The organism is Mycobacterium persicum (assembly GCF_002086675.1).
Taxonomy (GTDB): Bacteria; Actinomycetota; Actinomycetes; order Mycobacteriales; family Mycobacteriaceae; genus Mycobacterium; species Mycobacterium persicum.
Genome location: NZ_MVIF01000076.1, coordinates 1 through 23,748, shown reverse-complemented (window position 1 = coordinate 23,748; position 23,748 = coordinate 1). Strand labels below are relative to the sequence as shown.

General features: G+C 66.5%; 15 protein-coding genes and 3 pseudogenes. 11 read left to right on the top strand and 7 right to left on the bottom strand.

The features are described from left to right. Positions 1–22 precede the first annotated feature (22 nt). From uvrC to BST40_RS20170, 5 genes and pseudogenes are all read left to right on the top strand, one after another. Positions 23–1,966: an excinuclease ABC subunit UvrC gene (gene uvrC / locus BST40_RS20190; protein WP_083155270.1), complete on the top strand. Its 1,944-nt coding sequence runs from the start codon at positions 23–25 to the stop codon at positions 1,964–1,966. Further along, positions 1,963–2,868: an RNase adapter RapZ gene (gene rapZ / locus BST40_RS20185; RefSeq protein WP_075546030.1), complete on the top strand. Its 906-nt coding sequence runs from the start codon at positions 1,963–1,965 to the stop codon at positions 2,866–2,868. Before uvrC ends, rapZ begins: the two co-directional genes overlap by 4 nt. Then, positions 2,865–3,951 (top strand): annotated as a pseudogene (locus tag BST40_RS20180) (YvcK family protein). Before rapZ ends, BST40_RS20180 begins: the two are co-directional and overlap by 4 nt. Then, positions 3,948–4,925 carry a DNA-binding protein WhiA gene (whiA, locus tag BST40_RS20175; protein ID WP_089025236.1) on the top strand — a complete coding sequence of 326 codons (978 nt, stop codon included), beginning with the start codon at positions 3,948–3,950 and terminating at the stop codon, positions 4,923–4,925. The pseudogene BST40_RS20180 and the gene whiA overlap by 4 nt, the downstream one beginning before the upstream one ends. Positions 4,926–4,998: 73 nt before the next feature. After that, the gene (locus BST40_RS20170; protein WP_075546033.1) at positions 4,999–6,384 is read left to right on the top strand and encodes a WS/DGAT/MGAT family O-acyltransferase; all 1,386 of its coding nucleotides are present in this window, start codon (positions 4,999–5,001) and stop codon (positions 6,382–6,384) included. Positions 6,385–6,673: 289 nt separating this feature from the next. Here BST40_RS20170 and BST40_RS20165 read toward each other — a convergent pair whose 3' ends face one another. From BST40_RS20165 to BST40_RS20155, 3 genes are read right to left on the bottom strand one after another with little or no spacing between them, the layout of a single operon-like run. Further along, positions 6,674–7,951 carry an alpha/beta hydrolase gene (locus BST40_RS20165; protein WP_075546034.1) on the bottom strand — a complete coding sequence of 426 codons (1,278 nt, stop codon included), beginning with the start codon at positions 7,949–7,951 and terminating at the stop codon, positions 6,674–6,676. Then, on the bottom strand, positions 7,948–9,582 hold the full coding sequence (fadD12, locus tag BST40_RS20160) for an acyl-CoA ligase FadD12 (protein ID WP_075546035.1): 1,635 nt from the start codon (positions 9,580–9,582) through the stop codon (positions 7,948–7,950). Before fadD12 ends, BST40_RS20165 begins: the two co-directional genes overlap by 4 nt. A gap of 3 nt (positions 9,583–9,585) precedes the next feature. After that, on the bottom strand, positions 9,586–10,326 hold the full coding sequence (locus tag BST40_RS20155; RefSeq protein ID WP_089025235.1) for a lysophospholipid acyltransferase family protein: 741 nt from the start codon (positions 10,324–10,326) through the stop codon (positions 9,586–9,588). A gap of 447 nt (positions 10,327–10,773) precedes the next feature. On the opposite strand from BST40_RS20155, the pseudogene BST40_RS20150 reads away from it, so the two are divergent. Then, positions 10,774–11,361, top strand: a pseudogene (locus BST40_RS20150) (PucR family transcriptional regulator); the annotation flags it as partial. A 35-nt stretch (positions 11,362–11,396) separates the two neighbouring features. On the opposite strand, the gene BST40_RS20145 reads toward BST40_RS20150, so the two are convergent. Then, positions 11,397–12,272, bottom strand: coding sequence for a Rieske (2Fe-2S) protein (locus tag BST40_RS20145; protein WP_075546037.1), 876 nt, complete (start codon positions 12,270–12,272; stop codon positions 11,397–11,399). Between the two features lie 981 nt (positions 12,273–13,253). On the opposite strand from BST40_RS20145, the gene BST40_RS20140 reads away from it, so the two are divergent. Continuing rightward, entirely contained in the window at positions 13,254–15,011 is a 1,758-nt protein-coding gene (locus BST40_RS20140; RefSeq protein WP_075546038.1) for a DUF3556 domain-containing protein, read from the top strand. A 3-nt stretch (positions 15,012–15,014) separates the two neighbouring features. On the opposite strand, the gene BST40_RS20135 is transcribed toward BST40_RS20140, so the two are convergent. After that, positions 15,015–15,521, bottom strand: coding sequence for a TetR/AcrR family transcriptional regulator (locus BST40_RS20135; protein ID WP_240316631.1), 507 nt, complete (start codon positions 15,519–15,521; stop codon positions 15,015–15,017). 347 nt (positions 15,522–15,868) lie between these two features. Here BST40_RS20135 and BST40_RS20130 point away from each other — a divergent pair, with 347 nt between their 5' ends. The 4 genes from BST40_RS20130 to BST40_RS20115 all read left to right on the top strand — a co-directional run bounded on the left by BST40_RS20130 (position 15,869) and on the right by BST40_RS20115 (position 21,268). Then, on the top strand, positions 15,869–16,633 hold the full coding sequence (locus BST40_RS20130) for an SDR family NAD(P)-dependent oxidoreductase (RefSeq protein WP_075546040.1): 765 nt from the start codon (positions 15,869–15,871) through the stop codon (positions 16,631–16,633). Positions 16,634–16,659: 26 nt separating this feature from the next. Further along, positions 16,660–18,216 carry an acyl-CoA synthetase gene (locus BST40_RS20125; protein ID WP_198929512.1) on the top strand — a complete coding sequence of 519 codons (1,557 nt, stop codon included), beginning with the start codon at positions 16,660–16,662 and terminating at the stop codon, positions 18,214–18,216. Continuing rightward, a complete protein-coding gene (locus tag BST40_RS20120; protein WP_075546041.1) occupies positions 18,213–19,778 on the top strand; it encodes a WS/DGAT/MGAT family O-acyltransferase in 1,566 nt (521 codons plus the stop codon). Before BST40_RS20125 ends, BST40_RS20120 begins: the two co-directional genes overlap by 4 nt. Positions 19,779–19,846: 68 nt before the next feature. Next, positions 19,847–21,268 carry a phytoene desaturase family protein gene (locus BST40_RS20115; protein ID WP_075546042.1) on the top strand — a complete coding sequence of 474 codons (1,422 nt, stop codon included), beginning with the start codon at positions 19,847–19,849 and terminating at the stop codon, positions 21,266–21,268. Between the two features lie 163 nt (positions 21,269–21,431). On the opposite strand, the gene BST40_RS20110 is transcribed toward BST40_RS20115, so the two are convergent. Together BST40_RS20110 and BST40_RS20105 are read right to left on the bottom strand one after the other, a co-directional pair. Further along, complete coding sequence (locus BST40_RS20110; protein WP_075546043.1) at positions 21,432–22,709, bottom strand: PPE family protein; 1,278 nt, start codon at positions 22,707–22,709, stop codon at positions 21,432–21,434. Between the two features lie 654 nt (positions 22,710–23,363). Next, a pseudogene (locus BST40_RS20105) lies at positions 23,364–23,748 on the bottom strand (beta-xylosidase); the annotation flags it as partial.

Below are 23,748 nucleotides of genomic sequence, written 5' to 3'. Positions count from 1 at the left end.
TCACGACTACTAGCCTGGGTACGTGCCAGATCCCGCAACGTACCGCCCCGCGCCCGGGTCCATCCCGGTCGAGCCCGGCGTCTACCGGTTCCGGGACCCGCACGGGCGGGTGATCTACGTCGGCAAGGCAAAAAGTCTGCGCAGCCGGCTGACGTCATACTTCGCCGATGTCGCGCATCTGCATCCGAGGACCCGGCAGATGGTGACCACCGCGGCCAAGGTCGAGTGGACGGTGGTCAACACCGAGGTCGAGGCGCTGCAGCTGGAGTACAACTGGATCAAGGAATTTGACCCCCGCTTCAACGTTCGCTACCGCGACGACAAGTCGTATCCGACGCTGGCCGTCACGCTCAACGAGGAATTTCCGCGGTTGATGGTCTATCGCGGTCCACGGCGCAAAGGTGTCCGCTATTTCGGGCCGTACTCGCACGCGTGGGCCATCCGGGAAACGCTGGATCTGCTCACCCGGGTGTTTCCCGCGCGAACCTGCTCGGCCGGAGTGTTCAAGCGCCACAAGCAAATCGAGCGCCCATGCCTGCTCGGCTACATCGACAAATGTACGGCTCCGTGCGTGGGAAGGGTCAGCGCTGAGCAGCATCGCCAGATTGTGGAGGACTTCTGCGACTTCCTGTCGGGTAAGACCGATCGCTATGCCCGCGAGTTGGAACGTCAGATGAACGCCGCGGCCGAGCAGCTGGATTTCGAGCGAGCCGCCCGGCTTCGCGACGACCTGTCGGCGCTCAAGCGGGCCATGGAGAAGCAGGCCGTGGTGCTCGGCGACGGCATTGACGCCGACGTGATGGCCTTCGCCGACGACGACCTCGAAGCCGCGGTGCAGGTGTTCCACGTCCGTGGCGGCCGGGTCCGTGGTCAGCGCGGCTGGATCGTCGAAAAGTCAGGAGACCCTGGGGATTCCGGTGAGGAGCAGTTGGTCGAACAGTTCCTCACTCAGTTCTATGGCGAGCAGGCCGAGTTGGGTAGCGCCGTAGACGAATCAGTCAACCCGGTTCCGCGTGAGGTGCTGGTGCCCTGTCTGCCGTCCAACTCCGAGGAGTTGTCCAGCTGGCTGTCGGGTCTGCGTGGCTCTCGGGTCACGCTGCGGGTGCCGCGCCGCGGCGACAAGCGGGCGTTGGCCGAGACCGTGCAGCGCAATGCGAAAGAGGCGTTGCAGCAACACAAGTTGAAGCGAGCCGGTGACTTCAACGCCAGATCGGCTGCACTGCAGAATATTCAGGAAGCTCTCGGGTTGGCCGACGCGCCGCTGCGCATCGAGTGTGTCGACATCAGCCATGTGCAGGGCACCGACGTGGTGGGCTCGCTGGTGGTCTTCGAGGACGGTTTGCCGCGCAAGTCGGATTACCGCCACTTCGGGATCCGGGAGGCCGCCGGCCAGGGACGCTCCGACGACGTCGCCTCCATCGCGGAAGTGACCCGACGACGCTTCCTGCGCCACCTCAGTGATCAAATCGATCCGAATCTGCTTAGCCCGGAAGGGAAGTCACGGCGGTTCGCTTACCCGCCCAACCTTTACGTCGTCGACGGGGGCGCACCGCAGGTCAATGCCGCCCAAGCCGTCCTCGATGAACTGGGTGTCGGCGACGTCGCGGTGATCGGCCTGGCCAAGCGGCTGGAAGAGGTGTGGGTGCCGTCCGAGCCGGACCCCGTCATCATGCCGCGCAACAGCGAGGGTCTGTATCTGCTGCAGCGGGTGCGCGACGAGGCGCACCGATTCGCCATCACTTACCATCGGAGCAAACGATCCAAGCGAATGACGGCGTCGGCGCTCGATGGGGTGCCCGGATTGGGAGAACACCGTCGCAAGGCGCTGGTCACCCATTTCGGGTCGATCGCGCGCCTCAAGGAGGCCACCGTAGACCAGATCACCGCCGTTCCGGGTATCGGCGTAGCCACGGCTACGGCTGTCCTCGAGGCGCTGCGCCCTGACCGATCGGAAGCTTCGGAATGACCGGGGACAGCTCAGCGGGCCCGGAAAATCATGCATCGCCCGATATCGACGTGGTTCTGGTGACCGGGTTGTCCGGAGCCGGACGCGGCACGGCGGCCAAGGTGCTGGAGGACCTGGGCTGGTATGTCGCAGACAACCTGCCGCCCCAGCTGATCACCCGCATGGTTGACTTCGGGCTGGCAGCGGGATCGCGGATCACCCAACTGGCCGTGGTGATGGACGTGCGGTCCCGCGGATTCACCGGCGACCTGGACGAGGTGCGCAACGAACTGGCTACCCGCAACATCACCCCCCGGGTGGTGTTCATGGAGGCTTCGGACGACATGTTGGTGCGCCGCTACGAAAATAACCGCCGCAGCCACCCGCTGCAGGGCCAGCAGACGCTGGCCGAGGGCATCGCCGCCGAACGCAAAATGCTGGCGCCGGTGCGCGCCAACGCGGACCTGATCATCGACACCTCGACGCTGTCGGTACGAGGCTTGCGGGAAAGCATCGAGCGCGCGTTCGGCAGCGACGGCGGCGCGACCACCAGCGTCACCGTCGAATCCTTCGGCTTCAAATACGGGCTGCCGATGGACGCCGACATGGTGATGGACGTGCGTTTTCTGCCCAACCCACACTGGGTGGACGAGCTGCGGCCACTCACCGGCCAACACCCCGCGGTGCGCGATTATGTGCTGGAGCAACCCGGCGCGGCCGAGTTCCTCGAGACTTACCATCGGCTGCTGTCGCTGGTCGTCGGGGGCTACCGCAGGGAGGGGAAGCGCTATATGACGGTTGCCGTCGGCTGCACCGGCGGCAAGCATCGCAGTGTGGCGATCGCCGAAGCGCTGATGCGGCTGCTCGGCTCCGATCCGCGGCTATCGGTACGGGTGCTGCACCGGGATCTGGGTCGCGAATGAACACGCCAACCGGCCCGCAGTCAAGCCATAACATCGTCGCTCTGGGCGGCGGACACGGGTTGTATGCGACGTTATCGGCGGCGCGCCGGCTGACTCCCTACGTCACCGCGATCGTGACCGTCGCCGACGACGGTGGTTCCTCGGGCCGGCTGCGCAGCGAACTCGGCGTGGTGCCGCCCGGAGACTTGCGAATGGCGTTGGCGGCCTTGGCATCTGACAGCCCCCACGGGCGCTTGTGGGCGACCATTCTGCAGCATCGATTCGGTGGTGATGGCGCCCTGGCCGGACATCCGATCGGCAATCTGATTCTTGCCGGCCTGTCGGAGGTCCTTGCCGATCCGGTTGCCGCGCTCGACGAACTCGGACGCATCCTGGGCGTCAAGGGCAGGGTGTTGCCGATGTGCCCGATCGCGCTGCAGATCGAGGCCGACGTGTCCGGCCTGGAGTCCGACCCGCGAATGTTCCGGCTGATCCGCGGGCAGGTGGCGATCGCCACCACACCGGGAAAGGTGCGGCGGGTGCGGTTGCTGCCCCCGGACCCGCCGGCGACCCGCCAGGCGGTCGACGCCATCATGGCTGCCGACCTGGTGGTCCTGGGACCCGGCTCGTGGTTCACCAGCGTGATCCCGCATGTGCTGGTGCCCGGACTGCTCACGGCGCTGCAGACCACCACCGCCCAGCGGGCGCTGGTGCTCAACCTGGTGGCCGAGCCGGGGGAGACGGCGGGCTTTTCGGTTGAGCGTCATCTGCACGTGCTGGCCCAGCATGCCCCGGGGTTCACCGTGCACGACATCATCATCGACGCCGAACGAGTGCCCAGCGAGCGGGAGCGCGAGCAACTGCGCCGGACCGCGACGCTGCTACAGGCCGAGGTGCACTTCGCCGACGTCGCCAGACCTGGTACACCTTTACATGACCCGGGCAAGCTGGCGGCCGTCCTCGACGCGGTGCGGGCGCGGGACAGAGGCCCGGCGGCGACTCCGGTGACGACACAGGAGATACCGATCGAGGGTGGACGTCAACAGACCGGCGTGCACGGCGCTGGGCGGCAACGGACCGAGGGGTGACGACGCGTGGCGATGACGACCGAAGTCAAGGACGAGTTGAGTCGTCTGGTGGTCAAATCGGTCAGTGCGCGGCGAGCTGAGGTCACCTCCCTGCTGCGGTTCGCCGGCGGCTTGCACATCGTGGGCGGCCGGGTGGTCGTCGAGGCCGAGGTGGATTTGGGCAGCATCGCCCGGCGGCTGCGCAAGGACATCTTCGAGCTGTATGGCTACAACGCGGTGGTGCACGTGTTGTCGGCCAGCGGCATTCGCAAGAACACCCGATACGTGCTGCGGGTCGCCAACGACGGTGAGGCGCTCGCTCGCCAGACCGGGTTGCTGGATGTGCGTGGGCGTCCGGTGCGCGGCCTGCCGGCGCAGGTAGTTGGGGGCAGTGTCGCGGACGCCGAAGCCGCTTGGCGCGGAGCCTTTTTGGCCCACGGATCGCTGACCGAGCCGGGACGTTCGTCGGCGCTGGAGGTGAGCTGTCCCGGCCCGGAGGCTGCGCTCGCGCTGGTTGGTGCGGCACGTCGGCTCGGGGTCAGCGCAAAGGCCCGCGAGGTGCGCGGCGCCGACCGGGTGGTGGTGCGCGACGGCGAGGCGATCGGTGCATTGCTGACCCGGATGGGAGCGCAGGACACCCGGCTGGTATGGGAGGAACGCCGGCTGCGTCGCGAAGTACGCGCGACGGCCAACCGGCTGGCCAACTTCGACGATGCCAACCTACGCCGTTCGGCCCGGGCGGCGGTCGCGGCGGCGGCTCGGGTGGAGCGTGCGCTGGAGATCCTCGGCGACACCGTGCCCGACCATCTGGCCGCGGCCGGCAAACTGCGGGTTGAGCACCGGCAGGCATCGCTGGAGGAGCTGGGCCGCCTCGCCGAACCCCCGATGACCAAAGATGCTGTGGCAGGCCGGATCCGGCGATTGCTGTCGATGGCCGACCGCAAGGCTAAGGTCGACGGGATCCCCGATACCGAGTCGGCGGTGACGCCCGACTTGCTCGAGGACGCCTAACCGGCCGGTCGGCGCGATGTGAGATTCTCGGGATAGCTGGCCCCGGCCGGTAGGTGCGGGCTATGGTCTCGGAATGAAGCGGCTCTCGAGTGTCGATGCGGCGTTTTGGTCTGCGGAAACCGCAGGTTGGCATATGCATGTGGGTGCGCTGGCGATCTGCGATCCCACTGACGCGCCCGACTACAGCTTTCAGCGGCTCCGCGAACTGCTCGTCGAGCGATTGCCGGAGCTGCCGCAATTGCGGTGGAAGGTCACCGGCGCCCCGCTGGGCCTGGACCGGCCCTGGTTCGTCGAGGACGAGGACCTCGACATCGACTTCCACGTCCGTCGTATCGGCGTTCCGGGTCCGGGCGGACGACGCGAACTCGAGGAGCTAGTCGGCCGGCTGATGTCCTACAAGCTGGACCGCTCCCGGCCGCTGTGGGAGCTATGGGTCATCGAGGGTGTCGAGGGCGGCCGGATCGCCACGTTGACCAAGATGCACCACGCGATCGTTGACGGCGTCTCCGGTGCCGGTTTGGGTGAAATCCTGTTGGACGTCACGCCCGAACCGCGGGCACCGCAACAGGAAACGGTGGGGTTCGTGGGATTTCAGATTCCCGGCTTGGAGCGGCGTGCGGTCAGCGCACTCATCAACGTCGGCATCATGACACCGTTCCGCATCGCGCGGCTGGTGGAGCAGACCGTGCGACAACAGATCGCTGCTTTGGGTGTGCGCACCAAGCCGCCGCGCTACTTCGACGCCCCCAAGACCCGGTTCAACGCGTCGGTTTCGCCGCACCGGCGGATTACCGGTGCGCGGGTGGAGCTGGCCCGGGTCAAAGCCGTCAAGGACACCTTCGGGGTCAAGCTCAACGACGTCGTCCTCGCGCTGGTGGCGGGGGCGGCCCGGGAATACCTGCAAAAGCACGATGAACTGCCCACCAAGCCGCTGATCGCACAGATTCCCGTCTCTACCCGCACCGACGAGACGAAATCCGATGTGGGCAATCAGATCAGCTCGATGACGGCCTCACTGGCAACCCACATCGAGGACCCCGCCGAGCGGCTCAAGGCGATCCACGACAGCACCCGGAGCGCCAAGGAAATGGCCAAGGCGCTCTCGGCGCATCAGATCATGGGCCTGACCGAGACCACCCCGCCGGGTCTGCTGCAGCTGGCCGCCCGCGCGTATACGGCCACCGGCCTATCGCACAACTTGGCGCCGATCAACCTGGTCGTCTCCAACGTGCCCGGTCCGCAGTTCCCGCTGTACATGGCCGGCGCCAAACTGGATTCGCTGGTGCCGTTGGGGCCACCGGTGATGGATGTCGCCCTCAACGTCACCTGCTTCTCGTACATGGAGTACCTAGATTTCGGTTTCGTGACGACCCCGGAAGTGGCCAACGACATCGACCAGATGGCCGACGCCATCGAGCCGGCGCTGACCGAACTCGAGCACGCCGCCGGCCTGCGCTGACGCGGTTGTCGCCGCGTTAGCTGTCGGGCGACTGGTCTGGTCAGTGGACCGTGGCCGCGCTTTACCGGGCGACTGTGATGCCGTCGTATTTGAGTGTGCGGTGGCGGCTTTGAGTGTGCCAGGGCGGCGGCAACTTCGCGCTGGGACCGCCCTGGCGGCACACTCGACGCCATGAACGCACACTCGACGCCATGAACGCACACTCGACGCCATGAACGCACGCCTGGCGCCCCCGAACCCTGGCAGCGACGAAATTCGATGCCCGCGTTGCGTTGTCGGACCGCCGCAGCTACCGCGCGCCGGGCCCGTTCGTCACATAGACCCAGGACAGGAACCGGGCTACGGCTTCGGCGGCGTGATGTGCGCGTGGGGAACCGAAGATGTCGAAAGCATGTTGGGCATTGGGCAATTCAGCGTAGGCGACCGGGGACTTCGACACCGCGCGCAATTCGTCGACGAATTCCCGGGCTTCGACGACCGGGATGAGGGAGTCGTCGGCGCCGTGCAGCACGAAGAACGGCGGCGCGTCCGCCCGCACGTGATGGATCGGTGACGCATCGACGAAAATCTGCCGATGCTCACTGAATTTCCGCTTCACCACGAACCTTTCGAGCAGCCCGATGAATTCGGGTCGACCGTCGGCGTCGATGGAATACCAGTCGTAGCGCCCGTAGAAGGGGACCGCCGCCACCACCGACGTGTCGGCCCGTTCGAAACCGGGCTGGAACCTGGGCTCGTTGGGCGTCAGCGCCGCCAGGGCCGACAGGTGCCCGCCGGCCGAACCTCCGCTGATCGCAACGAAGTCCGGGTCCCCGCCGTAGGCTGCGATATTCTCCTTGACCCACGCCAGCGCACGTTTCACGTCGACGATGTGCGCGGGCCAGGTGTGCAGCGGAGAGACCCGATAGTTCAGCGACACGCAGACCCAGCCCCGCGAAACCAGGTGGCTCATCAAGGGATATGCCTGCGGGCGGCGCCAGCCCAGCACCCACGCACCGCCGGGCACCTGCACCAGCACCGGCGCCTTGCCGTCGCGGGGCAGGTCGCGGCGACGCCAGATGTCGGCAAGGTTGGCACGCCGGTGCGGGCCGTACGCTACGATGTTGGTCTTCTCGACATAGCGACGACGCGCCACGGTGGTACGCAGCGGCAGGTTACGCCGCCCCCGGCGCGTCGGCTCGGTCGGCAGCGCGGCCAGCTCGGTGGCGTAGTCGGGTCCGAGTCCTTCGGTCAGTCCCGTTTCCAGCACCGGGCCCGGAGTGGTGATGCCGCGGTAGCGGATCACCCCCAAGATCGTCCAGGCCGCAACGGTCAGCGCCAACGCCGCCTTTCCTTTAATTCCGGCGAAATCGCCGCGGCGGCCGCGCCGCACCGCGTCGAGCACCGAGGCGCTCAGATACAGCCCCGGCACCTCCGAGGCCGGCCAGCCGAACCAGAACACCAGGGCCGAGGCGTAGGGGTGCCGGGTAATCGGATGAAATCCGTTGGCGGCGTTGACGAGTTCGACGGCTCCGCGGGTCAGCGGCCGGGGACGGCGCGCCAGCCGCAGCAGTCGCTCGCCTCTCATGAGCCGCTGACCTTCGCCCGCAGATCGGCACGCAGGATCTTGCCGGTGCTGCCGCGCGGCAGCTCGTCGAGAACGGTGATTTCGCGGGGCACCTTGAAGTTGGCCAGGTTGTCGCGCACGTGCTGTTTGAGGGCCTCGGGCGCCGCGCCGCTATCGAGATGAGCGCCGGGCTCGAGCACCACGAACGCCGCGAGCCGTTGGCCGTACTGCTGGTCGTCCACACCGATCACCGCGGCTTCGGCCACGTCGGGATGTGCGGCCAGCGTCTTCTCCACCTCGATCGGGTAGACGTTCTCGCCGCCGGAGACGATCATCTCGTCGTCGCGGCCGACCACGAACAGCCGCCCGTTCTGGTCGAGGTACCCGATGTCGCCCGAGGCCATGAACCCGGCATGGAAGTCTTTCGTGGTCCCGGAGGTGTAACCGTCGAATTGACTGTCATTGCGGACATAGATGCTGCCGACTTCGCCGACCGGTACCTCGTTCAATTCCGGGTCCAGGATCCGGATTTCGGTGCCCTGCGCCGGCCTGCCCGCGGTGTCGGGCGCGGCGCGTAGGTCGGCCGGCGTCGCGGTGGCGATCATGCCCGCCTCGGTGGCGTTGTAGTTGTTGTAGATCACGTCGCCGAACTGGTTCATGAAGGCGATGACGACATCGGGTCGCATCCGGGAGCCGGATGCGGCGGCGAAGCGTAACGTCCTGCCGCTGTGGCGATTACGCACCTCGGCGGGCAACTCCATGATCCGGTCGAACATCACGGGCACCACCGCCAGACCCGTCGCCCGGTGGCGGTCGATGAGGTCCAGCGTGGCCTCCGGGTCGAACTTGCGTCGGGTGATGATCGTGCAGGCCAGCGACGCGGCCAGCACCAGCTGCGAGAACCCCCAGGCGTGGAACATCGGTGCCACGATCACGATGGGCTCCTCGGCGCGCCATGGGGTGCGATCCAGGACAGCTTTCAGCGTGCGAACTCCGCCACTTCCGCCGGAGTGCTTGGCGCCCTTGGGTGTCCCAGTGGTGCCAGACGTTAGCAGGATCAGCTTGCCTTTGGCGCCGGGCCGCCGGGGCCGCTTGCCGGAGTACGCGGCGACCAGCTTTTCGACGGTCAGCTCGTGCTGATTGTCGGCCCATGCCAGGATGCGAGTGGCTTCCGGTTTGGCCGCGAAGGCGCGATCCACCGTCGCGGTGAATTCTTCGTCGTAGATGACAGTGTCGACATTCTCCCGGCCCACCACGTCGGCCAGCGCGGGGGCGGCGAACGATGTGTTGAGCAACAAAATGTGGGCGCCGATCCGGTTGGCCGCGATGAGTGCCTCGACGAACCCGCGATGGTTGCGGCACATGATGCCCACGACCTTCGGGCGACCGGCAGGCAAAGCCTGCAGCGCGGCGGCCAAGGCGTCGCTGCGCTCATCGAGCTGTCGCCAGGTCAGCGTCCCCAGTTCGTCGACCAGCCCCGGCCGGTCCGGGCATCGCTGGGCCGCGCCGGCGAAACCCGCGGTGAATCCCAGACCTTCGCGACGCATCGCGGCGGCAATCTTCAGGTAACGGTCCGGCCGCATCGGTGCGATGATCCCGGCGCGCCGCATCGTCGCGATCAGTCCGAAAGCCTCGTTGACGCGAGATGCCATGGCTCAGCCCAGAATCGGGAAGCGACGCGTGGCCGCGAGGTTGTTGAGGGCTTCCTGCATCACCGCCCGCACATGCGCGTCGACCTCGTCGATGTCGGGGTTTTCGCCGAAGCGTGCGGTGATGTCGATCGGATCCAGCACCTCGGTGACGATTTTGGTCGGCAGCGGCAGGTTAGGCGGAATCGCGGCGCTGAACCCGAACGGAAAACCGAACGAGAGCGGCAGGATGTCGCTGCGCAGCAGCCGCTTTAGTCCGAGGTGCTCGGCCAGCCAGGTGCCTCGCGACAGGTAGAGCTGCGTCTCCTGACCACCGATGGACACGGCGGGCACGATGGGCACGCCGGCTTCGATCGCGGTGCTGACATATCCCTTGCGGCCGTTGAAGTCGATGACGTTCTCGGCGAACGTGGGCCGGTAGGCGTCGTAGTCACCGCCCGGAAACACGATCACCACGCCGCCGGAGCGCAGCGCCTTGGCTGCGTTGTCCCGGCTGGCCCGGATGTAGCCGGTGCGCCGGAACAGCGACCCGGTCAGCCCCATGAACAGAATGTCGTGGCTCAACGTGTAGACGGGCCGGTCGTAGCCGAACTTGTCGTAGAAATCGATGCTGAAGATGGGAACGTCCATCGGGAACATTCCGCCCGAGTGGTTGCCGACCACCAGCGCTCCGCCGGGCGGAAATGAATCCAGTCCATGCACTTCGCACCGGAAGTACGTCTTCAAGATCGGGCGCATGACACTCATCAACCGCTTGGTCAGGCCGGGATCCCACTTGTCGATCTCGGGACCTCCGATGTCGGGGCTGTCGGTGCTCACGTTCCTCCCTGGAGGCTGTCTCTGGGCTGCGTTGCCGTCGAGTCCCTCGATGGTAGCGACCGATGTCGGACCGACGCGCCGGCATGGGCGGCGAAACCGCTCCGTTGTGGCCTGTCGGCGGGCACAGTGGTCATTGATGCCCGCTTCCGGCCGGGCAACTGATCAACGGTGCTGATGAGAGCACAGCCCAGGAGGGACGCACAGGTGGTCCAGGTCGGTGGTGAGGTCGGGGGCAGCTCTATTGCGGTGATAGCCCGGCAGATGGACATGATTCGCGACCAGTTCATCGCGGAGGTGTTCGACACCATGAAAAACGAAATCCAGGGGCTCGACTACGACAGCCGGATGCTGGACATGTGGGAGGCCAGTATCACCGAGCTGGGTTTGGTGGGTGGCTCGTTGCTGGTGCCGACCGACGAACGGGAGGCGCGGCTGTGGTTTTCGGTCTGGGAGGACCGCGCCGGTGATCCGTCGCGGCTGCGCGCCGCGTTCGAGTCGGCGGGCATCCGGGCGCGGCTGGCCTGCGGTCAGACGGCAGACGGGCTGCGTGGTTTCCGCGCATCGTTGAAACAGGCCGAGTTGGTGAAAGCGGTGGTGCATGCCGGTGGAGCCCGTCGCGGCGCCCGTGTTGTCTGCTACGACGACGTGGCGCCGATAGCGTTGATCGCCGGCGACGTGGATGCGCTGCGACGCTACGTCGCAGAGGTGCTGGGTGAGCTCAGCGTCGACGAAGAGCGCAATGAGTGGCTACGCGAGACACTGCGCGAGTTCTTGGTGCGCAATCGCAGTTACGTCGCGACAGCCGAAGCGATGCTGTTGCACCGCAACACCATTCAGTACCGGGTGGCTCAGGCGATGGAGTTGTGCGGAGGCAGCTTCGACGATCCCGATGCCGCGTTCAGGGTGCAGGTCGCGTTGGAGATCTGCCGGTGGATGGCCCCGGCGGTGCTAGGAGCTCCGTAAGCAAGGATCGTTGTCGCGGGCTCGGGCCGCAACGCTCAGCCCCGGGTGGCCGCGCGAACCTCGATGCGCCCGTTGGTTTCCCGCACGTCCAACAGGGGCTGGCTGGCGGTGGCGGGGCCGCGCACCAGTGTTCCGTCGCGAACATCGAACTGTGACCCGTGGCATGGGCAGGTGATCACCGCGCCCTCCAGCTTGCCCTCGCTCAGCAGACAGCCGCGATGGCTACAGCGGTTGTCAATGGCATAGAGCCCGCCGTCGTGGCGCACCAGCAGTACCGGCGCGCCCTCGGCGTCCGTGCCGTGCAGCTGTCCGTCACCAAGCTCGGTGCTGTCAAGCACCGCCGTCCACTGCGGCGGACCAGGGTCGAACGCGGTTTGATTGACGCCGACCCCGCGCACATATGACATGTGGCCGCCCAAGTATCCGCTGAACCCCAGCGCGGTGGCCCCGGCGAGCGCGAGCAGCATGCCGGATAGCCTCCGATCGTGCCGACGGGCTCTCAATGAGGCGGTGTAGAGCAGCAGTGCGACGCTGTTCAGTTCGGCATGGACCAAACCGACGCGGCGTACCCGTTCGTCGGAAAGTTCGGTGTCGGCCCAGTCGCTGATGCCGGTGAGCGCGGTGGGTAAGGTCGCGGCAATGCCCACGCTGATCAGCCGCCGTGCCGCTGTCCCGCCGGAGCGGGGCGCGATCACATCCAGCAGCGAGGCCGACAGGAACGAGCCGATGACCACGTCGGTCAACGGCGGATGGACCGGATGACCGAGCCACGTTCCGCTGATGGCTTGTTTCAATGTCGGCTGGGCCAGTAGCTGGCGGACTCTCTTGGCAATTGCCTGCGCGGGGGTGTCCAGTACCCGGGCTCGTTCAAACGCATCGACCAACGGTCGGGGGAGTGTGTGGGCGGGCATCCTCTGGCAGTACCCCACCCGGGCAATTTGAATCCGCTGGTCCGAGGATTCAGTTCGGTCCCGCGGCCAGCGTGGCCGGGCCAAAGCGTGGGGCAGGACAGCTGATCCCCGATCGGCCCAGGCCCCGACCCCCGCGCGGGGGTTTCCCGGCGCGCTCGTTGACACATAGGCAACACGTGCGAAACAGCGTATGCCGCAGCATGTTTGAGGTAGAACGACGTGACCCGGCCGGGTAATGGGCCCGGCCGGGGGTGGCCACAACTGGCAGCCTTTCATGCTGCGCGCACCAAAGTGATCTTGAGCTTCAGTGCGGGCGCATATGGTGTCCATCCGCCTGGGGTCTTTAACGTATGCGCACATCAATTCGCACGACCAGTCTTGCAAGGGGTCTGCGATGAGTTGTCCGAGGCGGCAGCGGGTAACCGTCCGTGCGTGTTGAGGGGTCGCGCATGGCTGAGCCCGAGCCGGCCGAGGCAGCGCCGCCCGGCCGAGCGGTAGCCCGAAGGTACGGGGCCGGGTCCGCCAGAGGGGGGCGGACCCGGCGGGCGCACGCCGGGTTGGGCCGGTTTCGAGCCCAGTCGCGCGACTCGTTGGCTACCATCCAGCCACCGCGGGCGGCACCGACGCCGACCAGACCGGCACCGGAGGGTGGTAGTGGCGGGAAGGTCGTTTGTGGTGGCCGAGCCGGACATGATCGCGTCGGCGGCCTCGGATGTGGCCCGTATCGGTGCGGCGATCTTGAGCGGCCAGCCGCTTCCGACCTGATCCGCGACGCCGACGACTCCGAATATCGGGGTGTGAAGGCGACGATCACGCAGAGGCCGGCACGACGGTCTCGCCAGAAGCCCGGCGGTGGTGCGAACATCTATATCAGAGGCACCGAGGGGGCCAACGATGCGCAGGACCGACCACCGAGTTGATCGACGCCGATTCACCTTGCCCGTCAGTTGATTTCACACCGGACCAATCAGGAAGGCCGTCATGGGTTTCATGTCACCGGAGCTTCCGGACGTCGACCCCGCCACCTGGCAGACCCTGCCCCGGGCAACGAGGCTGCAAATCGTCACCCGGCATTGGGTCGAGCACGGCTTCGGAACCCCGTACGCCGCGTATCTGCTGTATCTGTTCAAGATCGGCGTTTACATCGCCGCGCCCGCGGCGATCATCTCGCTCACGCCCGGGCTGGGCGGACTTGGCCACATCGCCGACTGGTGGACCCAACCGATCGTGTACCAGAAGGTGATCATCTTTACGCTGCTGTTCGAGGTGATGGGCTTCGGCTGCGGGTCCGGTCCGCTGACCGGCCGCTTCCTGCCGCCGGTCGGCGGATTCCTATATTGGTTGCGGCCCAAGACCATTCGACTGCCAGCGTGGCCGGACAAAGTCCCGTTCACCCGTGGCGATAGCCGTACCGTCGGCGACGTCATCCTCTATGCCGTCGTGCTGGCAGGTGGGGTGTGGGCATTGTTGTCCCCGGGACACGGCGGACCGGTCGCCGGGGCCGGCGACGTCGGCTTGATCGACCCGGTGCTGGTCATCCCGACGATCGTGGCCCTGGCGCTGCTGGGTCTGCGCGACAAGACGATCTTCCTTGCGGCCCGCGGTGAACACTATTGGCTGAAGCTGTTCGTGTTCTTCTTCCCGTTCACCGATCAGATCGCGGCGTTCAAGCTCATCATGCTCGCGCTGTGGTGGGGCGCGGCGACGTCCAAGCTCAACCACCACTTCCCGTACGTGGTCTCGGTGATGACGAGCAACAACGCGCTCCTGCGCAGCAGGTTGTTCAACTGGCTCAAGCACCTGCTCTACCTCGATCCGGTTAATGACCTGCGCCCGTCCTGGCTGCCCAAGCTGATGGCCCATGTCGGGGGGACCACCGCGGAATTCCTGGTCCCCGGGGTGCTGGTGTTCGTCGCCGACGGTCATCCCTGGCGATGGTTCCTCATCGGGTTCATGGTGATCTTCCACCTCAACATCCTGTCCAACCTTCCGATGGGGGTGCCGTTGGAGTGGAACGTGTTCTTCATCTTTTCGCTGTTCTATCTGTTCGGCCACTACGGCGCGATCCAGGCAACCGACCTGCAGTCACCGCTGCTGCTGGCGATAGTGCTCGCCGCGGTGGCCGTGGCCGTTGCGGGAAACCTTTTCCCCGAAATGATTTCGTTCCTGCCGGGGATGCGTTACTACGCCGGCAACTGGGCCACCAGCGTGTGGTGCTTCCGTCCCGGGGTCGAGGACAAGCTCGAGGCCAATGTCGTCAAAAGCTCAGCGCTGGTGGTCAATCAGCTGACCAGGCTCTACGGCGCCGACAACGCGGAAATCATGATGGACAAGACGGCCGCGTTCCGGGCGATGCATACCCACGGCAGAGCGCTCAACGGCTTGGTTTCCCGCGCCGTGGGGGGCGACGTCGACGAAACCGACTACAGCGTGCGTGAGGGCGAACTGATTGCCGGGCCGCTGGTCGGCTGGAATTTCGGCGAGGGCCATCTGCACAACGAGCAACTGCTGGCCGCGGTGCAGCGGCGGTGCCATCTCGAGGAGGGTGACATCCGCGTCGTCATCCTGGAAGGGCAACCGATCCACGTCCAAAAGCAGTGGTACCGCATCGTCGACGCCAAAGCCGGGGTGCTCGAGGCCGGTTATGTCGAGGTCGAGGACATGCTGTCGCGTCAGCCGTGGCCGGAACCCGGCGACGAATTCCCGGTCCACGTCACGACTCAGCGCGCCGTGCCATAGCGGTTAGGCGGGGGCACTCGCCGGCGGCGCATCGCTTCCGAGGAGTGCGGTCACCGCCAGCGCCGCCTTGGCGGCGTCGTGTTGTTCGCCGGTGATGATGTCGGAGTAGAGGAAGGACTCGACGATCCGCACGATGAGGTACGCCAGGTCGTGTGGCGGCAACGGCGGGTGCAGCCGGGCGCGCGTAATCTCCTCGCGGAGCAGGGTTTCGACGGCCGCGACCAGCCGCGCCTGGACCGTACCGGCCTGTGTGGTCAGGATGCGCAGCGCCCGTTCCGGTTCTCGGCGCAGAAACTCGCGGAAGTACGCCGCGTCGTCCAGCAACGCCACGAAGCTGCCGATGATGGCCGAGATGCGCTCGCCGCCGGACCCGGGCGCGTCCTTGACGGCCAGTTCCAGCGTGCGTTCGGCCAGTGACCAGAGAATCTCGGCCAGCAGTTCCTCGCGGCTGCCGACCCAGCGAAACAAGGTGGCGCGGTTCACGCCGAGCTCGGCGGCCAGCTCCTGCATCTCGATCCGCCGACCGGCCATAAACCACCGGCGGGCGATGCGGAATGCCGTCAGGGCATCGGGGCGGCGGTCCGTCGCCGCCAGCAGCCGAGCCAGCTGTGTCTCGCCGATGTCGCACCTCCTGGCCGGTGAGAATAACCGTCAATCACCTAACGTCTCGCTTCTGCGACAGATTAGCATGTGTTGCATCGGTTCTATTCGTCGGGAAGCTATTAGATCCTGCTCAACAGCATATAATGCCTACGTAGACAGAAATTCAGTGAGATACGTCGCGTTTGGTTGCAAGCATGCAACATATCTAGATATGGTGCAGCCATGATGTTCCCCTCGCTTGGCGGAGCCCCGTGATGCGCATCCTCGACCGCTTCCGACTCGACGACCGGGTGGCGATCGTTACCGGCGCATCCAGCGGCCTCGGCGTCACGTTCGCCCGGGCACTGGCCGAGGCCGGTGCCGACGTGGTGTTGGGCGCACGGCGCGAAGACCGGCTGTCCGGCACCCGTGCGCTCGTCGAGGCGGCGGGGCGCAGCGCTGTCGCGGTGCGCACCGACGTCACCGATCCCGAGCAGTGCCGGGCACTGGTGAACGCCGCGGTCGACACGTTCGGTCGGGTCGACATCCTGGTCAACAACGCCGGCGTCGGGACCGCGGTGCCCGCCACCCGCGAGACTCCCGATCAGTTCCGTTCCGTGGTCGAGCTCAACCTCAACGGTTGCTACTGGATGGCGCAGGCCTGCGCGCAGGTCATGCGGCCCGGCAGCTCGATCGTCAACATCAGCAGCGTGCTCGGCCTGACAACCGCCGGTTTGCCGCAGGCCGCCTACGCATCGTCGAAGGCCGGGCTGATCGGTCTGACCCGCGATCTGGCCCAGCAGTGGACCGGGCGAAAGGGCATCCGGGTCAACGCGTTGGCGCCCGGTTTCTTCGAATCCGAGATGACCGACCAATTTCCCGCCGGTTACGTCGAGACCACGGTCATCCCGCGCACCCTGATGGGCCGTGTCGGACTGGCCGAAGAACTGGCCGCCGCAATGGTTTTCCTGGCCAGCGACGCCGCCAGCTACGTCACCGGTATCACGCTGCCCGTCGAGGGCGGCCTGCTCACCTCCTGACCGCACCGACTCTGAGAAAGGCAGTCGTGAACGTCGGATCGCATCTGCGCAAACGGGCCGAGTTGAATCCCGCCCTGGAGGCACTCGTCGATGAGACCGCCGGACGGCGGTTCACCTTTGCCGAACTCGACGAACGCGCCAACCGGGCCGCCCGGGTGCTCACCGGGCTGGGGCTGGGCAGGGGCGACCGGGTCGCCGTGCTGTTGCCCACCGCCCACCAGTTCGTCGAGGTGTTCTACGGGGCGGCGCGAGCCGGGCTGGTGGTCGTGCCGTTGAACTGGCGGCTGGTCGCCAACGAGCTGGCGTTCATGCTGCGCGACTCGGGCGCGACGGTGTTGGTGTTCGACGCCGAATACGACGCCGTCGTCGCCGAGCTGCATGAGCGTGACGGAAACGACCGCACACCGGTGGCCCACTGGCTGCGCGTCGGCGCCGACGGCCCGGCCTGGGCGACCGACTTCGACGCGCTGGTGGATCAGGCTGCGCCGCAACCGGTTTCGGTCGTCGGCGACGACGACGACCCGCTGTTCATCATGTACACCTCGGGCACCACCGGGCTGCCGAAGGGGGCGGTGCACACCCACGACAGCGTGCAGTGGTGCCTGCTGACGATGCTGGCCAGCGTCGACATGCGGTTCCGGGACCGCTACCTGATCTCGCTGCCGCTGTTCCACGTGGCCGCACTTGCCCCGCTGGTCGGTTGTGTCTACCGCGGTGCGACCATCGTCATGTTGCGCCAGTTCGACCCCAAGCGCATCTGGGAGGTGTTCCGCGACGAACAGATCACCACTACCCTGGCCGTACCGGCAATGCTGAACTTCATGCTGCCGACATATCAGCCCGAGCTGCGGGAGTCGCTGGCGCTGCGCTGGATCATGAGCGGGGCGTCACCGGTGCCGCCGTCGCTGATCAAGTCCTACGCCGACCTCGGCTTCGAGGTGCATCAGGTTTACGGGCTCACCGAATCGTGCGGTCCGGGCTGTGTGATCGGCCCCGACGACGCGATGTCGCACATCGGGTCGACCGGCAAGGCGTTCTTCCACACCGACATTCGCATCATCGACGAGCAGGGCGCCGAGGTGGGAGCCGGGGTGCCGGGCGAGATTTTGATACGCGGTCGCCACATCATGGCCGGCTACTGGAACCGTCCCGACGCAACCGCCGAGACGATCATCGACGGTTGGCTGCACACCGGCGACATCGCGGTCCGCGACGCCGACGGCTTCGTCTACATCCAGGACCGGATCAAGGACATGATCATCTCCGGCGGCGAGAACGTCTACCCGGCCGAGGTCGAAGACGCGCTGCTATCCCATCCCGGCATCGCCGACGTCGCCGTGGTCGGCATCCCGTCGGCCAAATGGGGCGAGTCGCCGCTGGCGGTGGTGGTGCGCGCTAACCCGGAACTCGACGAGGCGGCGGTGCTGGCGCACTGCGAGGGCAAACTAGCGCGCTACAAACTGCCCAAGCGGGCGGTCTTTGTCGATGCCATCCCGCGCACCCCCACTGGCAAGGCACTTAAACGCGTTCTGCGCGAACAGTTTTCAGTACCGGCGCCCGAGTCACCAAGGAACCATCCATGAAGCAGCTCTCCGGCCTGGACGCCGCGTTCCTCTACCTGGAGACGCCGACGACCTTCGGCCACGTCACCGGCCTGATGATCTTCGAACGTCCCAATCCTGACTACGACCCGTATGCGGCGGTGTACGCCAAGTTCGCCTCGCTGGTGGGCGAGCTCGAACCGTTGCGGCGGCGCCTGGTCGAAGTGCCGTTCGGGCTCGACCATCCGTACTGGGTGTTCGACCCGAACTTCGACCTCGACTACCATATCCGCGAATTGCATTTGGCCCGACCAGGTCTCGTCGATCAACTGGCCGAGCAGGTGTGCCGGATCATCGCGCGGCCGATGGATCACACCCGGCCGCTGTGGGAGGTGTACGTCATCGACGGCCTGGCCGACGGTCGTTGGGCGCTGCTCACCAAATATCACCACGCCACCATCGACGGGGCTTCCGGGCAGCTGATGCTGCAGATCGTCACCGACACGCAGCCCGACGCGCCGCCGCCGGGAGAGGGCCCGTCGTGGGAACCCGAGGCATTGCCGTCCACCGCCGAGGTACTGCGCCGAACGGCGGGCCACCTGGCCCGCAACCCGTTCCGGGCGCTGCGGGTGCAGGCCCGCATTGTCGGTCGGCTCGCCGACGCCGCCGGAATCCATGGCGTGAGCAGTGCTGCGGGCCGGGCCGGCGACGCGGTCAAATGGGTCGCCCAACTGGGCCTCAGAAATAGAGGCAGCCGGCCGAACCTCTCGTTGCCCGCCGTCACGGCACCTCCGACGCCGTGGAACAAGACGATCACCAGCCACCGCCGCTTCGCCATGCGCACCACCTCGCTGGACAACGTCAAGCGGCTCAAAGACGCCACCGGCAGCACTGTCAACGACATCGTCATGGCGATCTGCGCCGGCGGGCTGCGGGAGTATCTGTTGGCCCATGACGCGCTGCCGGACCGCCCGCTGCGCGCAATGGTGCCGGTGTCGATCCGGACCGGAGACGAGGCGGACCCGTGGACCAACCGGGTGTCGGCGATCGTCGCCGAATTGCCCACCGACTGCGCTGATCCGGTGGAACGGGTCGCGCGCTGCCGCAAGGCCATGCAGGACGCCAAGCGCACCCACCAGCTGGTGCCGGCGGACGAACTGGTCGACCTCAGCCGCTACTCGCCGCCGGTGCTCTCCACGGCGGCGGTGCGGCTGGCGTCGCGGCTGCGGCTGGCCGACCGGGTCTCCCAGCCGTTCAACGTGGTGATCTCCAACGTGCCCGGGCCCCGCCAGCCGTTGTATTTCGCTGGCGCGAAGCTGTGTCACCAGTTCCCCGTCTCGATCGTCACTGATGGGCAGGGGCTGAACATCACCGTGGTGAGTTATCTGGACCGGCTCGACTTCGGCTTCATCGTCGACCGCGAGCTCGTTCCCGACGTCTGGGACCTGGCCGACATGCACGTGGCCGAGATCACCCGGCTGTTCGAGGCCACCGGCGCGCAGTGGGCTCAGCCGCCGCAGCCGCCCTCGCCGCGTCGCGGACCGACCCAGAAGCCGGTGAAGAAGCCGGTGAAGAAGTCGGCATCGACAGAGGGCCGCCGATAGCTGGCGTTGCGGGCCCGGTCTTGGCCGACCTTTAAGCTCGTCCAGGTGACGACTCAACGCCCGATGCGATGACCAACGCGATCGTCGTCGGTTCCGGACCCAATGGCCTGGCCGCAGCGATCCAACTCGCCCGCCACGGTATCGACGTGCAGGTGCTCGAGGCCGGCGACACCATCGGCGGCGGAGCGCGTTCGGGCGAGCTGACCGTTCCCGGGCTCATCCACGACCACTGCTCGGCGTTTCACCCGCTGGGCGTCGGTTCGCCGTTCTGGCAGGAGATCGACCTGCAGCGTTATGGACTCACCTGGAAGTGGCCGGAGATCGACTGCGCGCATCCGCTCGACGACGGTAGCGCCGCCGTGCTGTTCCAGTCGATCGAGACGACCGCCGCGCGGATGGGACCGGACGGCGGCCGCTGGCGACGCGCGGTAGGGGATCTGGCGGTCGGATTCGATGACCTGGCAAGCGATTTGCTCCGGCCGGTGATCAATGTGCCGCGGCACCCGCTTCGTCTTGCGGCCTTTGGTCCGCGTGCGGCGCTGCCGGCCACCGTGATGGCGCGCTGGTTTCGTACCGAGCAGGCACGCGCGCTGTTCGGCGGGGCCGCCGCACACGTCTATACGCGTCTGGACCGGCCGCTGACCGCGTCGCTCGGTCTGATGATCCTGGCCAGTGGCCACCGGTACGGCTGGCCCGTAGCCCAGGGCGGATCGGGGTCGATCACGCAGGCACTGGATGCGGCGCTGCGGGCGCACGGCGGCAACATCACCACCGGCGTGACCGTCACCAGCCGCCGCGACATCCCGGACGCAGACATCGTCATGCTCAATCTCAGCCCGGCGGGCGTCCTGGAACTCTACGGCGATGTGATGCCGGGCCGGATCAAGTCGTCCTATCGGCGTTACCGCGCCGGATCGTCGGCGTTCAAGGTCGACTTCGCCATCGAGGGCGACATTCCGTGGACAAATCCAGACTGTGGGCGCGCCGGGACCGTCCATCTGGGCGGCACCTTCGCCGAGATTGCGGACACGGAACGGCAACGCGCACAAGGCAAGATGGTGCAACGGCCGTTTGTTCTGGTGGGGCAGCAGTACCTGGCCGACCGGTGCCGCTCAGCGGGTGACGTCAATCCGGTCTGGGCCTACGCCCACGTGCCGTTCGGCTATACCGGTGACGCCACCGCGGCCGTCGTCGACCAGATCGAACGGTTCGCCCCCGGTTTCCGCGACCGCGTCATCACCAGCGTCAGCAAATCCGCCGCCGAATTGCAGGCCTACAACCGAAACTTCATCGGTGGTGACATCATCGGCGGTGCCAATGACCGGCTCCAGGTCATCTTCCGGCCACGGGTCGCCGTCGATCCCTATGTGATCGGGGTGCCTGGTGTCTACCTCTGCTCGCAATCCGCCCCGCCGGGTGCTGGCATCCATGGACTGTGTGGGTACTACGCCGCAGAATCAGCGTTGCGGTGGCTGCGTAGGCGACGCTGACGGCACCCGGCGCGATCACCGTCACGTGCGCTCGACCTGACAAGGCCCACGCAGCTGTGCAATTCGAGCCGACGGTTACCCACTGGCCGCGGGTCGATTCGCGCAGCGACAAACCGCATCTCGCGGTCACCTTTCGAGCTTGCCAGCTGGATCACCCCAACTATCACGGGTTCTCGACTGGGCCGCCGACCAAGGTGGGCTCCCAATTGGCCGGCAGCATCGGTACCCGTGCCCCGTCACCAAGCTCGCCGCCGCCGAGCGTCGTCAATCCTGCGGCCGGCATGGCCGTCGCACCGGGCGTGGTCCCGGCAAACCCCAGCACCCCGGCGCCGTGATCAGCAGCTATCACCGACGCCGGTACCGCCGGCGCCGCCGCCGCCGTGAATTGTGCTAGTGGCTGAACCGCAGATGCGCCAGCCAACGGCCCTAACGCGCCAACGGCGACATCGGCGACGGGCATGGCACTCATAGCGCCCAGGTTCGCGCCGGCGGAAGCAGCCGCCGCACCGGTGGCCGCCAACGCCACCGCGTCAGTCAACGGAGTCGCCATAGCCCCGACAGCGCCAAGACCCGCACCACCCCCAAGAATCCATTCGATCACCGCACCGACGACCAACAACGGATCGGCCACGAACCAGAACGCCGGCGCGACGACGAAGTGATACCAGAGAAAGCCGTAATACCACAGCATGAAAAAGCCGGCGGCAAAGTGCAGGGTCAAGAAGTCCAAAAGGGCCAATAACGGGATCCTCAGTCCCAGTGTAGGCAAGATGAGGATGCCGATAACTATTTCCAGCACATTGAGATACTCGGCTAAAACGAGGGTAAGTAACTCAATCAATAATTGTTCGATCGGCGTCTCGGTGACGGCCTGGGCGATGCCGGCCACGATGTTGGCGCCGGGTTTGATGATGAACGGCGCCGGGACGGTGTGTGGGGTGGCGGCCAGCGTGGTAGTAGCAACCGCGTCGTACACACTCATGGTGGTCGCGGCTTGGATCCACATCCGTGCGTAGTCGGCTTCGGTGAGTGCGATGGGGATGGTGTTGATACCGAAGAAGTTCGTGGCCACCAGCACCGCGTGGGTGGCATGGTTAACCGCCAACTCGCCCAACGTCGGCATCGCCGCTACCGCACCGACATAGGCCGTTGCCAAATTCTGGTGGGCTGCAGCGGTTTCCGCGCTGACGGCACTGGCGCCTGCCAACCACGCCAGATAGGGGACGTAGGCTGCCACGCAGAGCTCTGCGCTGGGACCGTCCCAGGTGCCGGCTTGGACCCCGGCAAGTATGGCGGTCAGTTCCTCGGCCACCGACGCGTACTCGGAGCTCAGTGATGTCCAGGCCTGCGCCCCGGCCAGCAACGAGTCCGGTCCTGGCCCCGCGTTGAGTAGCGCCGAATGCGCCTCCGGTGGCGCTGCCATCCATATCGGCGCCGTCATTGTGAGCTACCTGCGCGCGCATTTGGTATATCGCGGCAACCGGTGAATCTCACCGAGGCAACCGGCAATAATTGTTCGCCTGTTGCGGACGTCGCCGTGATATTCCTTGGTGTCGCGGCGACATGTGTGATACTCCGGCCAAGAGTGAACGTGTGCGCGGCCGTGCCATGGGTCATCAGCCCCGCAGGAAACATTCGTTGCGTCAACGCTAATCCTTCGGTTTACACCGCCGCGCCTCGCTGCCTTTGCGCGTTGCGTGCTTCGATTGAAACGAGATTCCATTAAAACCAATGCGGCGCTATGCCGACAACATCTCGGCAATTCATTTTCATGTTCGGTTCATTAACGCAAACTATGAACCGCAATTTCCTGGTTGCCGGAGATTCTGCGGTGATGCCGGGTTACAACGGGGTTGGCCGGATGGCGGGCAATCACGCCGCCGAGTCGGCTCGACGTGGCCAGAGGGCGCTGGGTCTAATCGAATTGCTCAGGGGCGCTTGAACTTCCATCCTTGACGGCGCACTTACCTGCACCGCGTCGGGCCCAGGTCAAGACCGCCGACGAGATACCGGCCAGCAGCGGCAGCTACCGCATTCGCTGCTGGTACCAAGTGGGTCAGCACAAACCCGAAGAGCTGACCGAAAGAGCCGAATCTCAGCCCGCGCCCGCACCGGAAGGACCCGGCGCAACGGGCTGACCGGGTACGGGCCCACCCGCGGGTGCGGGACCAGTCGGCGCACCCTTGCCGGTCCCAGACATGTCGATGATCGGAGCCCCAGCCAGCGCCGGCGCATCCAGCGGAGCACCAGCCGCGACCGGCCCGAGTGCGATCAACGGAACACCAGCTGGCATCGGCGCAACGACGGGGGCGCCGGCGGGCACCGGAACAGCGGCGGGCACCGGAACAGCGGCGGGCACCGGAACAGCGGCGGGCACCGGAACAGCGGCGGGCACCGGAACAGCGGCGGGCACCGGGGCGGCGGCGGGCACCGGAACAGCCGCGGGCACCGGAACAGCGGCCGGCACCGGAACAGCGGCG

Coding starts and splice junctions, on each gene's coding strand:
- rapZ (WP_075546030.1), top strand. CDS start 1,963: ATGACCGGGGACAGCTCAGCGGGCCCGGAAAATCATGCATCGCCCGAT.
- whiA (WP_089025236.1), top strand. CDS start 3,948: ATGACGACCGAAGTCAAGGACGAGTTGAGTCGTCTGGTGGTCAAATCG.
- BST40_RS20170 (WP_075546033.1), top strand. CDS start 4,999: ATGAAGCGGCTCTCGAGTGTCGATGCGGCGTTTTGGTCTGCGGAAACC.
- BST40_RS20165 (WP_075546034.1), bottom strand. CDS start 7,951: ATGAGAGGCGAGCGACTGCTGCGGCTGGCGCGCCGTCCCCGGCCGCTG.
- fadD12 (WP_075546035.1), bottom strand. CDS start 9,582: ATGGCATCTCGCGTCAACGAGGCTTTCGGACTGATCGCGACGATGCGG.
- BST40_RS20155 (WP_089025235.1), bottom strand. CDS start 10,326: ATGAGTGTCATGCGCCCGATCTTGAAGACGTACTTCCGGTGCGAAGTG.
- BST40_RS20145 (WP_075546037.1), bottom strand. CDS start 12,272: ATGCCCGCCCACACACTCCCCCGACCGTTGGTCGATGCGTTTGAACGA.
- BST40_RS20140 (WP_075546038.1), top strand. CDS start 13,254: ATGGGTTTCATGTCACCGGAGCTTCCGGACGTCGACCCCGCCACCTGG.
- BST40_RS20135 (WP_240316631.1), bottom strand. CDS start 15,521: ATGCAGGAGCTGGCCGCCGAGCTCGGCGTGAACCGCGCCACCTTGTTT.
- BST40_RS20130 (WP_075546040.1), top strand. CDS start 15,869: ATGCGCATCCTCGACCGCTTCCGACTCGACGACCGGGTGGCGATCGTT.
- BST40_RS20120 (WP_075546041.1), top strand. CDS start 18,213: ATGAAGCAGCTCTCCGGCCTGGACGCCGCGTTCCTCTACCTGGAGACG.
- BST40_RS20115 (WP_075546042.1), top strand. CDS start 19,847: ATGACCAACGCGATCGTCGTCGGTTCCGGACCCAATGGCCTGGCCGCA.
- BST40_RS20110 (WP_075546043.1), bottom strand. CDS start 22,709: ATGACGGCGCCGATATGGATGGCAGCGCCACCGGAGGCGCATTCGGCG.